The following is a 12602-nucleotide window of genomic DNA, read 5'->3' as shown; positions in this document are numbered from 1 at the left end:
AGTGCATTCCGCTTGGGGCGCACTGTCCGCCCGGCCAGCGCCAGGGGTCAATGCACGGTTTCATGTGGCGGAATGGCTTCGGTCTCAGCTCAGCGTTGCCAGCAGGCCGGCCATCAGCTTGCCCCGTTCGGCGAGGCTCTCGACCTCGATATGCTCATCCAGCGTATGCAGACCTGCGCCGCGCACGCCGAGTGAGTCGAGCGTGGGGATGCCCATCGCGCCGGTGAAATTGCCGTCCGAGCCGCCGCCCGCCATATGGGCCGTGATGTCGAATCCCAGATCCGCTGCGAGGCTTCTTGCATGGTCGAACAGCGCCTTGTCGGCGGCGCTGGGCTCCCAGACCGGACGCGTGACGCCGCGCGCGACGTGAAAGCCGACATCGCCGTCCGGATTATTCAGCGCCAGCATTTTCTCGACGCCCGCATCCAGATCCGCCTGTCGCTTGGCCATGGACAGCGCCTCGGCCGAGCAACCCGAAGGCACGCAATTGACATGCAGCTGGTCCGAGGTCACGCAGCCCACCGAAAAGGTGCAGCTGTCGGTGCTCATCTCCTCGATCTCAAGGATGCGCCGGGCCATTTCCCGAACCGCCGAGCGCCCGAGGCGCGGGTCGACGCCCGCATGGATCGGGGTGCCGATGGTTCGGAGGTTGAAACGTGCAATGGCATAGCGGCCCCAGACCAGGCCGCCATCGGGGCGGGCCGGCTCGGGGACGAGCACGTATTTCTGCGTCTTCGCCGTGGCCTCGATCAGCTCTCGGGTCGCAGGCGTGCCGATCTCCTCGTCCGGCGTGAACAGCACGGTGACCGGCAGCGGCGTCTCGATGTTCGCAGCGGCCAGTTGCCGGATCGCTTCGAGCGACAGATAGTTGCCGCCCTTCATGTCCTGGATGCCGGGCCCCCAACACCTCCCGCCCTCGCGCCGGTAGGGGAGGCGGGCAAGCGTGCCGACGGGATGCACCGTGTCCATGTGCCCGGCGATCAGGATGCCCGGCTGGCCCGCCTTCGGATGCGGGAAGCTGGCGCGGACGCAGCCGCCGAGGTCCATGCGCCCGGGAATGCGCTCTATTGTGGCGCCCATGGCCGCGAGGTCATAGCTCGCAAGGTCGATCATCCGGTCGACCGCCGCGGCGTCATGGGTCGGACTCTCGCATTCGATCCACGGGCGGAGGCCCGCGCACATGGCGTCGGAGTCGAAAGGTAGGGCTTTGAAGTCCATGGTGGTTCTCCGGAGAAAGGGCAAAGAGGCGGGCAGAAATAAGGGGGCGGGATACTCAGATCGCTGACCTCAATCCGTCATCCCGGATGTGATCCGGGATTCATATGACCACTGTCACGGCTCTATGAAAAGCTGGTTCCCGGCCCTCCGGCCTGGATGACGACCGAGGAGGGAAATGAGGGATTGCGCAACGCACGCCCCAACTTAGTTGGGATCATCTGGCTGCGGAGTTCACGAGCGAATTAAGTCGCGTGTCCCTGTTATCCCCTTGTCCCTGTTATTCCCTGCAAGGAAGCCACCTGTTGATTGAAAATTCATCATCTACAATCTTAAGGATTGTTGGAAAGTGCTTAAGCTGTTATCTTTGCATCGTGACGAACGATAGGAACATGATGATGTTTAGTGCTTCTAAAAATGATTTAGGCACCCACGATCCTTCTTCTGATCTAGTCCCAAAAAGTCATGCGAAATGGTCTGCCAATGAAATGGATTTGTGGGCTCGGCGCCTTTTAGTATTTTCTGACATATTTTTAATATTATCCGGAGTTTTTACGGGAGCTTTAATGATTTTATTGTTTCTTGATTCTGCTTCGATTTTAGGTGTGTTAGGGGTATGGGAACTTGGTGTGTCTGCGGTTTTATTAGTGAGTTTCTTTGGTGTGCTCCGGTTTCATAGTGGCGCTTTTAGGGAGGGTGCGTCCGATGAGAGGGAGGCGCAGAATTACATCAAAGGAATAGTAGGCCATATTGAGGTGACGAAAGATATGCTGCCTTATTTATTTAAGAAAATAGAAAATTTGAATGAAAACAATGCGTCAATGTTACGAAATCACATGCACTCCAAGAATGGTGATTAATTTTCTCTATTAGGAGAAATAGGTTTTGCCTGACGATTTCCGAGTTAAACATATTCGAAATCAAATAGAGAGAAATTTTGTTGAGGCGGATGAACTGCTTCAACGAATTGATGAACTGCTTCGGCGTGCTGTAACCAGCACTCCGGATTTTCAAAGTATTGTCACCGACACAGATCAGATTGTTGATCAAATTAAAATTTTGACAGGCCAGCTGAAAGATTTTAGTGAGGCCTTAAAACCACCGCGGACGAGCTTGGCAGATATTATTGTTGCCACGTTTTTAGGCATTGCAGGCGTTGGAGTTGGAGTTCTGAACCCTCCTGCGGGGGTGGTTATTAGCGCCGCTGGTATTATGTATGGCTTAAAGAATGCTCCTGAAACATTGAGGCGAAGAGGGTTGCGGAAAAGAGTGCTCGCCCGACTGGATGACCTTAATCGTCGGTCCAAAAGGCTTGAGTACATTATGCTAATTTGTGCAGCTGTATTCGCTTGATGAGAGAATTGAGATCAATCGCATAGAATAGTGAGAAATGGGGAATTAAGGGGACACGGGAATTAAGGAATTAAGGGGACAGGATTAAGGGGACACGAATTAAGGGGACACGCCACTTAATTCCGGTAAGTCGTGTGTCACCTTAATTCCGGTCCCCTTAATTCGGGATGACGACCGTGTGGGAGGGTGCTGGCGCTGGCCTACCGCCACTTGCCTTCTGCGCCCGGCGTTGCGACCGTTGGCACCGCCATCTTTACTGCCGCGGCGGTCCGTACAAGCGGGGGCAGATTGGGCGCGCCGTCTTCGTTGTGGTCCGCCTAGGCCGGAATCGGGGAACCCGCATCGGGGGGCGGCGGCCAGTGCACGCGATCTGCCGGGAGGTGAACCGTGACGGCGGTCCCTAAACCGATCTGACTGTGAACTTCGAAGTGACCGTTTAGCGCTTTCAAACGGCTGTCTACAACAGATAGGCCGAGCCCATATCCGCCGCGGTTGGCGACTGTGGAGGCTTGGGCGCGATAGAAGGGCAAGGCAATCCGATCGAGTTCGTCGCTCTCGATGCCGGGGCCCTGGTCCGAGACCCGGATCGTGAGCCCGCCGTCAGCCTGTCGGTCAGTTTCGACGGAGACATGGCCGCCGGGCGGGGAGAATCTGGCTGCGTTGTCCAGCAGGTTCATCAGGATCGTGGTGATTGTCGCCTGCTCGGCCTGCAGTCTGGGAAGGAGGCAGTCGTCGGGAACGAGGAAGACGACGTTCTTGTCTTTTACCGCAATCTTGACGGCTGCAACGCAGCGGGAAATGCAGGTGTCCAGATCGACCAGGCGATCGACGACCTCTTCTTTTTCCGATCTGTCTTGCGCAACTTCGAGAATCAGCTCGACCAGTTCCAGCAACATGTTGCCGCTTTGCTGTATGGAATCGATATAGTCGCTTTGCTTGGCCGTAAGCGGGCCAGCTATCCCGTGTTGCATGGCATCTGAGAAACCGATGATGGCATTAAGTGGAGTCCGCAGATCGTGACTTACTTCGGCCAGTATCCGGTCCTTCGTCCTGTTTGCGGCTTCGAGGTCGGCTACGGCACTGCGCAGTGAACGTTCCGCTTCCCTGCGGCTCCGGACCTCCTGATTGAGCCGATCGATGGTTTCGGTCAGAGCGACGAAGCGCGCCGCTTCCTGTCCGGCAGAAAAAAAACGCAATGCGACAACAGGACCGTCGGCGTCGCGAAGTCGCCAATGCTCGGCCTTCAGGGGTTCCGTTCCGTTGTCGGTCTTGACGGACGCGCGGAACGGCATGGGTATCGTGCTTGACCGTGCCAGCCCCAACATATCGCCCACGCGGCATCCTGAAGGTTCCAGCCAGCGCGCGATCTCATCTCCCACGGACGCGAAACCGGTCAGATCTTTGAACGCGGTATTCAACCAGCAGATCCGGCCGTCGCGCGCAACCGCGACAATAGGATCGGATATCTCTTCTGCTATCCGAAGGCGAGCGAGATCAGTCATCGCGCTCTCGCCCGAAATATTCGATACCCTCGTTGACACTCCCTTCCGGCTGTCTCAGCGAGATGACGACCGAACAGCCCGGTTGTCCCTGTGCGATGGACTCCGTGATTTCGACCCTCGCATAGCCGAGGTTCTCGGCCGTAATGCGCCCGAAGACATTGGAGGTCATCATACAGAGCGCTGGTTTGCCGACGACTGCGGAGCCGAAGGGGCATTCGCGATTCTTCAGCAAGATCTTTTCGTCGTCCTGCTCCGAGATATGGAAATCTCCACCAATCCGCGTCTTCAGATCGACCAGTGTTTCGGCGACGTCGTGCCGGGAAAGAACTTTCTTTCCAAGATGCTCTCTATAGAGACTATCAAGCCGGTCTCCCATCCTGGCGCCGACTATGGATATGAAGCCTCGGGCATCACGTTGACCGATTACGTCCTGCAGGGTTTCCGCGAGGTCGGCGATCATCCGGCGGAAGAAACCATCTCTGTCCAGATCCGGTTCGGCTTCCAACTGATCGTCTTGGCTCGTCATTGAAGCGCCCTCCTGATCCCAGATAGTACAGTTATTCGGTCGGTATAATCACTCGTTTCTGTTCAATCTGTCCGAGAGCTTCCCGTCTCTTCAAAACCCGCGGTCCTGTCGCGTTCGCTCTCAAAGAGATAACCGAACCGGTGCCTAAAATCGGTTCGCGTAGCAGGGCCCTGAGAGCAAATATCTTTGCCGGGACTAAAGGCCGTATCAATGAAAAGTTTAAAATATTACGTCGCGGCATCTGGATTATGCAAGAAAGCAGGCTGGTCGGTCTAAACGAGTTCCGCCTTCCGTGCCGTCAAGAGCAGACGAAGGGAAGACCAATATGGCCCCGCTCTCCGAAACACATTTAATAAGAAGTTCATTTAGAGTGTTGGCCGGCGAATTAAAGGAACGCACTACCTAATTCGCAGTCCTGATACTGTCATCCCGGGCTTGATCCGCGATCTCGCGATGAAGGCCCCGGCCTTATGATCCCAGAGTCCCTGCTCTGCGACTGAGGTGACGACAGGCGGTGAAGATAGAGGGCCTAAACCCTTCTCCGTCTCCGCCGTCTTCCGCCATCCTCGTCGTGCGGTGTCGCCACTCTCGGCGCCGGCATCTTCACTGCCGCCGACAGTTTCGGATACGGGTCCGTCTTGTGCGGCAGGGCCATGGCGCCGACGAAATGTTCCTGGAAGCGCGGCTCGACGGCGGTCTCGACCTTTTCGATGGTGCGCACCACCCACTCGATTTCCTTGCGGGCCTGACCGTTGAGCAGGGCAATGCGGGCGCCGGTGCCCGCCGCGTTGCCGACGGAGACGACATGTTCCAGCTCGCAATCCGGGATCATGCCGAGGACCATGGCGTATTTCGGGTCGATATGGCTGCCGAAGGCGCCGGCCAGCACCACCCGGTCGACAGATTCCACGCCGAGCCGGTCCATCAGCAGCCGCGATCCGGCATAGAGCGCGGCCTTGGCCAGCTGGATGGCGCGGACGTCGCCCTGTGTCACCGAGACGGTGTCGCTGATCCGGTAGGAGAAGGTGCGGCCGTCCTGGAAGACGCGGTCGGACTTTGCCGCCAGCGCGCCGTCGATCATGCCGTCGGTGGTGATCATGCCGGCGAGGAACATCTCGCCGATCGCCTCGATGATGCCGGAGCCGCAGACGCCGTTGATGCCGAGCTCTTCCACCGCGTCGGCGAACCCCGCTGCGTCCGACCAGAGGTCGCTGCCGATGATCTGGAAGCGCGGCTCCAGGGTCTCGGGATCGATCCGCACCCGCTCGATGGCGCCGGGGGCGGCGCGCTGGCCGCTGGAGATCTGGGCGCCCTCGAAGGCCGGGCCGGTCGGGCTGGAACAGGCCAGCAGCCGGTCCCGGTTGCCGAGCACGATCTCCGCATTGGTGCCGACATCGACGATCAGGCTGATCTCGTCCCGCTTGTAGGGGGTCTCCGACAGCACCACGGCGGCGGTGTCCGCGCCGACATGGCCGGCGATGCAGGGCAGGGCATAGACCCGGGCGCCGGGATGCAGATAGAGGTCCAGCTCGGCCGCGGTCAGCTCGACGGCGGTATCGACGGTGAGCGCGAAGGGCGCGCCGCCCAGCTCCGTCGGGTCGATGCCGAGCATCAGGTGGTGCATGATCGGGTTGCCGACAAACACCAGCTCGACGATCTCGTCCGAGCCGGCGCCGATCTCGGCCGCGGTCTGGGTGGCGAGATAGTTCACCGCCTCACGCACGACGCGGGTCATTTCCTCGTCGCCGCCGGGATTCATCATGACATAGGAGACCCGGCTCATCAGGTCCTCGCCGAAGCGGATCTGCGGGTTCATGGTGCCGGCCGAGGACAGCACCGTGCCGGTGGCGAGGTCGCAGAGATGGCCGGACATGGTGGTGGAGCCGATATCGACGGCGAGGCCGTAGATCTTCTCGCGCAGGCCCGGCCAGACGCCGACCACCCGGTTGCCCTCGCGCAGGGCGACGGTGACCTTCCACTGGCCGCTGCGCAGGGCCTTCTGCAGCATGGTCATGACCGCATGGTCGCAGCTGATATCGTCGGCGATGCCCCAGTTCGGCCATTGCGCGCGCAGGCTTTCGCAGAGCCGGCGGAAATCGCTCGACTGGTCGTGCAGGTCGGGCTCGCGCACCTCGACATAATGCAGATGGGTGACCGGCCGGATCTCGATATCCCGAACCTCGGCCCGCTTGCGCACGACCTGCCGGTGCACCTGGCTTTCCGGCGGAATGTCGATGACGCAATTGGCCAGCACCTGGGCGTTGCAGCCGAGCCGGCGACCCGGCTTCAGCCCGCGTTTCTCGGCATAGCGCTGCTCGGACTTGGTGCTGGGGCTGATGCTGCTGGCCCGCGAGGTGATCTGGAACTTGGCGAACTCGCCCTCGGAGAGCTGCACTTGGCAGCGCCCGCACATGGAGCGGCCGCCGCAGACCGAGTCGAGATCGACGCCGAGAGAGCGGGCGGCGTCGAGCACGGAGGTGCCGGGCGGCACGAAGCCGCGCCGTCCGGAGGGCGTGAAGACGACATAGACGTCGTCCTGCTTGACGTCCGGGGCCGGATCAGCGGGTGCGTTCATGATGTGATTTCTATGCTGTTGCCCATTCCCCGTGTTTTCTAGGCCCGCTTGCGGCGCCGTTCGCGATTGCCGCGGGCACCGGCGGATTCGCCTTCAGCCGGCTGTTCGCGGAAGCGCTTGATCCAGCGGCGGCATTCCGGGTCATGCCCCATCATCACGTCGGCCCCGAGCACGGCGCCCATTTCCTCCGCATGCAGCGGGTTCATGATGGCGGACGTCATGCCGGCATGGATTGCCATGGAGAGGAAGGCGGCGTTCATGGCGTGCCGGTTCGGCAGGCCAAAGGAGATGTTGGAGGCGCCGCAGGTGGTGTTCACCTTCAGCTCCGTGCGGAGCCGGGTGATCAGGTCAAAGGCGGAGCGGCCCGCGAGGTTGATCGCACCGACCGGCATGATCAGCGGGTCGACCACGATATCCTCGCGCGGGATGCCGTAATCGGCGGCATGCTCGACGATCTTCTTGGCGACCTCGAAGCGCACGTTCGGATCCTCGGAGATGCCGGTCTCGTCATTCGATATGGCAACCACGGCAGCGCCGTATTTCTTCACCAGCGGAAGGACGACTTCGAGCCGCTCCTCTTCGCCTGTCACCGAATTCACCAGCGCCTTGCCCTGATAGACCGAAAGACCTGCTTCCAGCGCCTCGACGATGGAGCTGTCGATGGAGAGCGGCGTGTCGGTGAGGGACTGCACCAGCTTGATGGACTCGGCGAGGATCGCCGGCTCGTCCGCCATCGGGATGCCTGCATTGACATCCAGCATGTTCGCGCCGGCCTCGACCTGGGCGAGAGCGTCCGCGCGCACACGGCTGTAGTCGCCCGCGGCCATTTCCGCCGCTAGCAGCTTGCGGCCGGTCGGGTTGATGCGCTCGCCGATGACGCAGAACGGGCGCTCGAAACCGATCACGATTTCCCTGGTTGCCGAGCTGATGACGGTATCGGTCATTCCGGTTTTTCTCCCTTGATGCGGCTGAAGAGACGGGTCAGGAAGCCGCTGCCGTCTTTCCGGCCAAAGGGGCGGTTTCGAAGCCCCCCTTGTTGTTGAGGCTGAACTCGCCTGCCGTAACCTGGTCGACCCAGGAAACGGTCTTGGCAAGGCCGCCGAACGGATAGAAATGCAAATGCCGGATCAGGCAGTCCGGGTCGGCCTGGATGCCGTCTGCGAGGCCGACCAGCAGCTTGTCCGGGGCCTGCACGGTGAGCAGGCGGGCGATGTTCCGGGTCTGCCGTGTCAGCACCCGCATGGACGGACCGATACCGGAGACCTGGGCGAATTTCAGGAGCGTTTTCAGGCTGGCGAGGCCGGGCACGCCGATATGGATCGGTAGCGCGTTACCGGCATCTCGAATGCTCTTCTCCCATTTCAGGATGGCGCCCGCATCGAAGCAGAACTGGGTCTCGATATAGGTCTCGATCCCGGTCTTCGCGGCCCACTCGTTCTTGGCGGTGAGGGCGGTGGCGAGGCCATCTGCCGAAATGTCGGGAGAGCCTTCGGGGTGCCCGGCAACGCCGACTTTGCGGATACCGGCGGCTTCCAGCCGGCCGCTCCGCAGCACGTCCATGGTTTCCGTATAGGCGCCGGCCGGAGTGTCGACACCGCCGCCGATCACCAGCACCTCGGTCACGCCGGCTTCGCCGGTGAGGCCATCAAGGTATTTGGCAAGCACGGCGTCGCTCTCGATGCTGCGTGCGGCGATATGGGGGACAGGTTCCATGCCCTCGGCCCGAAGCCTGCGGCAGACTGCGATGGTGTCGGATAGGGAGGAGCCGGGGAGCTGGGTCACATTGACCGTGGTTCCGGCAGGCAGCAGCGCGCCGAAATCTTCCACCTTGGCGGCGGAGCCGGGGGTGGTCTCAACCGAGAAGCCCCGCACCAGAGTCTGGATATCCGTCATGCTCGCGGTCATCGCCCTCTCCTCAGATCCCGTTGGCGCCTGATCGCGCTGTTCTTCGGATTTAAGAGCAGATGCGGGAATTCAATGGCTGTCTCGCGTCACAACTTCTCTCAATTGCGACACTGTTTACGAATCTGTCGTCCGGGGGCATTCCTGAGAGCCTGAACAGACTGCCCGCGCGGTGTCGTTCGCGTGCTTGTGGCGTCATCTGCTCGTGGCGTCGTCTGCAAGGGGGGACTATTCTCCGGCAGCAATCCGCAACCCGGTATCTTTTCGGTAATGATCGAAGCTTCCTTTATCACCGCCAGCCTGGCCCTGTTCGTGGCCATTCTGTTCACCCGTATCAGCCGCTCGGTGACATGGCGGGCGATGGTGGCGCCGCTGGCCTCGATCATCGGCAGCGGCTTTCTGGTCTCGGCGCCTCTGCTCGGGCGCGAGCTTGGCGGCTTCGCGATCCTGGGTATTGTCGGCCTCTGTGCCTTCGCCTGGGCGATTGGCGGGGCTATCCGATACAACATCATGCATGTTGAGCAGTTGCTGGAGCAGGCACCGCCGCCACGCCACATAGCGGTTCTGGAGCGGCTGAGCACCTTCACGCTGTTCTTCGCCTATGTGATCTCCGTCGCTTATTATCTGGCGCTGCTCGGTGCCTTCGTCATGAAACAGGCGACCGGAGCCGTGGATCCGGTGATGGCGAAGCTGATTGCCACATTCCTGTTGGCCTTGATCGGATGGCTCGGCTGGTCAGGCGGGTTGGGGAAGGTGCTCCGTGTCGAATCCGGTGTGGTCGCCCTCAAACTGGCGGTCATCGGCGGTTTCCTGACCGCGCTCGCGCTCTATGGCGCCGGTCTTCTGGCGGACGGTCAAGCTGTCATGCCGCCCGGGCCGCATGGCGACTGGAGCAGCCTGCCGGTTTTGCTCGGCATGTTGATCATGGTGCAGGGGTTCGAGACCTCGCGTTTTCTTGGCGAGGAATTCGATCGTCCGACCCGGGTCAGGACAATGCGTCTGGCGCAGCTGGTCGCGGCGGTCATCTATATTACCTTTTTCCTGCTGCTCTCGCCGCTAATGCTGACTGCGATGGAAGGCACGGGTGAGACCGCGGTGATGGATGCGGCGCTTATAGTGTCGCCGCTGCTTCCCCTTGCCCTGATGTTCGGGGCTGTCGCCAGCCAGTTCAGCGCAGCGGTGGCAGACGCCATCGGCGGCGCGGGACTGGCCAACGGGGCGAGCCACAGGCTCAACGGCCATCAGGTCTACCCGCTGCTCGTCTTTGTCTCGGCGCTGGTGCTGTGGGAGACCGATATCTACGGGGTTATCGCCCTCGCGAGCCGGGCTTTTGCTGTTTACTACATGCTGCAATGCGCGATAGCGGCGGTGGCAACGGTGAAGGCCGGTGGGCACGGGACGGCGGTCGCATGGCGCGTGCTGCTGGCGCTGTCCTGCGGTGCCGTCGCGATATTTGGCATCCCCGCCGAATAATGCTGGCGATCACCGTATAAACAAGGGAGCGGGAGGGAGACGGTTTGCCGTCTCTCGCAGTGGTCAGTTGCTTTGGGGTGGTCAGTTGCTTTGGGCGGCGACCAGCGTGTTGTCGTCCCGGGCAACGGCAATCCGCTGCTCCAGTGTCGGCAGCACGGCGGCGAACCGCTTCAGCTCCTGGCCCTTGAGCTTTTCGCCAGCAGGCAGCTTCACGCTCATCGGATTACGCTGGCGGCCGTTCTCCAGCACTTCATAGTGCAGGTGCGGGCCGGTGGAACGTCCGGTCGTGCCGATATAGCCGATGGTCTGGCCCTGTTTCACCCGCGCGCCCTTGGTCAGTCCGCGCTTGAAGGCGGACATGTGGGCATAGGCGGTCTTGTAGGTGCTGTTGTGGCGGATGCGGATGTATTTCCCGTAGCTGCCGTTGCGGCCGATATAATCCACGACACCGTCACCGGCGGCCATGATCGGCGTGCCGGTGGGGGCCGCGAAGTCCGTCCCGCGGTGCATCTTGGTATAACCAAGTATCGGGTGCTTGCGCTTGCCGAACCCGGAGGACAGCCGGGCGCCGTTCACCGGGGTCCGCATAAGTGTCTTGCGGACGGACTGGCCCTTGCGGTCGAAATAATCGGTGAAGCCGCTCTTCGGCGTGTAGCGGTAATAGGCGAGTTCCTTGCCGGAAAGCGTCATCGCCGCATAAGCGATGTCGCCGGTCCGCACCAAGGTGCCGTCGCCGGTGCGCTGCTCGTCATACAGTACCTCGAACCGGTCGCCGTTCTGGATGTCGCGCTGGAAGTCGACATCGAAACTGAAGATACGGATCATGTCATACAGTACGGAAATCGGGATGCCGGCATCGACAGCGGCCTCATAGAGGCTGGAGCGGATGAGGCCGGCGCCATACGCATCCCCCCGCTTCAGGGCCTTCTCCTTGACGTCGGCCTTGTAGGCGCCGTCTTCGGTATAGCGTACCTGGATCGTGCGGACCGGATCGGCCTTGAAGGAGATAGAGAGCAGACTGGGGGTGTCGGGTTTCTCCGAGGACTCTTCCAGAGAGAGCTCGAACAGCTGGCCGATCTGCATGCGTCGGGGATCGTAGACCTCGGTCAGGGCCACAATGGCCGCATGGGCTTCCCGTCGATCGATCTCGTTCTTGGTCAGCAGCTTCATCAGCGTATCGCCGCGCTCAACCTTGACCGCGCGGGTCTCGAGCGTGGAGGTGCTGCCCTCCGGGGAGGGAATGGCGAAGCTGTTCGCACTGGAGGCCTCGGCTGTCGTCGGATCGGTGTCGGGGGAGCCGACGGTTCCGAACATTGCGAAGCCGCCGATGCCGGCCAGAAGAACGGTACCGAGTACGCCGGCAGCTAGTGCCGAGCGAGGGCGAACCCGCTGTGTCATGTAAGCGATCCCGAAATATACGATATTTCCCCTGATTCTGTTGTGATTGGTATGTGAAGTCAAGGCTAACCGCAATTGAATCAGTGCCCTGCCGATGTAAACTTAAGGCGGAGAATTAAATCGAGAAGATGGCTGTGGGAAATCACGGATAGGCTGCGGCGCCTTGGCTGCAAACTGTGGAGTTATCCGGGCCTGTTTCGGCCCCCTATATAGAGAGCTCTATATGGGTCTCTATACAGAACTGCCCCTATCGTGCGCTCGGGGCTGAAAGCTCGCGGTCTATGGGGCCGCTGAAATACGCATCGCGACGACAGCTCGCCAAGCGGTCACGGAATTGCGGCGTATCTTCGTGGATGCATGAAACGGTGACACTGGGGCGCGGATGTCGGATCGGACGGGGACAGCGTCTGGAAACAGCCGGTCTGGCGGGCGTCGATCGGGCTCATCAGGAACGCTCGAACGCTCCCACGAATAAACCGGATCCGGAAATTGGCGGAATTCCGGGAGTCCGCCAGATAATTTCCGGTGCGTGTCATTTTTTTTTAAATAAGTGTTTGACGGTTTGTGAGGGAGGGTCGTATAAGGCGCCTCCCGTCGGGGAGCGGACCACTGAGTGGGGCGCGACGGCGGGGGTCGAAGTCTCTGGAATGATTAGAGA

Annotated in this window: 10 protein-coding genes; 3 read left to right on the top strand and 7 right to left on the bottom strand. The window is 60.8% G+C overall.

Annotated features, from left to right (window positions below):
• Positions 1 to 84 precede the first annotated feature (84 nt).
• The gene (locus VOI22_RS09600; RefSeq protein ID WP_323796307.1) at positions 85 to 1218 is read right to left on the bottom strand and encodes a M20/M25/M40 family metallo-hydrolase; all 1134 of its coding nucleotides are present in this window, start codon (positions 1216 to 1218) and stop codon (positions 85 to 87) included.
• 389 nt (positions 1219 to 1607) lie between these two features.
• On the opposite strand from VOI22_RS09600, the gene VOI22_RS09595 reads away from it, so the two are divergent.
• Complete coding sequence (locus VOI22_RS09595) at positions 1608 to 2075, top strand: hypothetical protein (RefSeq protein WP_323796306.1); 468 nt, start codon at positions 1608 to 1610, stop codon at positions 2073 to 2075.
• Between the two features lie 25 nt (positions 2076 to 2100).
• Positions 2101 to 2568: a hypothetical protein gene (locus tag VOI22_RS09590; protein WP_323796305.1), complete on the top strand. Its 468-nt coding sequence runs from the start codon at positions 2101 to 2103 to the stop codon at positions 2566 to 2568.
• Between the two features lie 317 nt (positions 2569 to 2885).
• Here VOI22_RS09590 and VOI22_RS09585 read toward each other — a convergent pair whose 3' ends face one another.
• From VOI22_RS09585 to VOI22_RS09565, 5 genes are all read right to left on the bottom strand, one after another.
• The gene (locus VOI22_RS09585) at positions 2886 to 4070 is read right to left on the bottom strand and encodes a PAS domain-containing sensor histidine kinase (RefSeq protein ID WP_323796304.1); all 1185 of its coding nucleotides are present in this window, start codon (positions 4068 to 4070) and stop codon (positions 2886 to 2888) included.
• Positions 4063 to 4596, bottom strand: coding sequence for a methanogen output domain 1-containing protein (locus VOI22_RS09580; RefSeq protein WP_323796303.1), 534 nt, complete (start codon positions 4594 to 4596; stop codon positions 4063 to 4065). Before VOI22_RS09580 ends, VOI22_RS09585 begins: the two co-directional genes overlap by 8 nt.
• 529 nt (positions 4597 to 5125) lie before the next feature.
• Positions 5126 to 7171, bottom strand: coding sequence for an ASKHA domain-containing protein (locus tag VOI22_RS09575; protein ID WP_323796302.1), 2046 nt, complete (start codon positions 7169 to 7171; stop codon positions 5126 to 5128).
• 38 nt (positions 7172 to 7209) lie between these two features.
• Entirely contained in the window at positions 7210 to 8115 is a 906-nt protein-coding gene (locus tag VOI22_RS09570) for a methyltetrahydrofolate cobalamin methyltransferase (protein WP_323796301.1), read from the bottom strand.
• Between the two features lie 37 nt (positions 8116 to 8152).
• Entirely contained in the window at positions 8153 to 9076 is a 924-nt protein-coding gene (locus VOI22_RS09565) for a methylenetetrahydrofolate reductase (protein ID WP_323796300.1), read from the bottom strand.
• Between the two features lie 267 nt (positions 9077 to 9343).
• Here VOI22_RS09565 and VOI22_RS09560 point away from each other — a divergent pair, with 267 nt between their 5' ends.
• The gene (locus tag VOI22_RS09560) at positions 9344 to 10546 is read left to right on the top strand and encodes a hypothetical protein (RefSeq protein ID WP_323796299.1); all 1203 of its coding nucleotides are present in this window, start codon (positions 9344 to 9346) and stop codon (positions 10544 to 10546) included.
• 81 nt (positions 10547 to 10627) lie between these two features.
• Here the strand turns inward: VOI22_RS09560 and VOI22_RS09555 are convergent, their stop codons facing one another.
• Complete coding sequence (locus VOI22_RS09555) at positions 10628 to 11944, bottom strand: peptidoglycan DD-metalloendopeptidase family protein (RefSeq protein WP_323796298.1); 1317 nt, start codon at positions 11942 to 11944, stop codon at positions 10628 to 10630.
• Between the last annotated feature and the right edge of the window lie 658 nt (positions 11945 to 12602).

Source organism: Nisaea sp. (assembly GCF_034670185.1).
Taxonomy (GTDB): Bacteria; Pseudomonadota; Alphaproteobacteria; order Thalassobaculales; family Thalassobaculaceae; genus Nisaea.
Note: the sequence above shows the minus strand (reverse complement) of the source record. Positions and strands in the feature narration are given on the sequence as shown.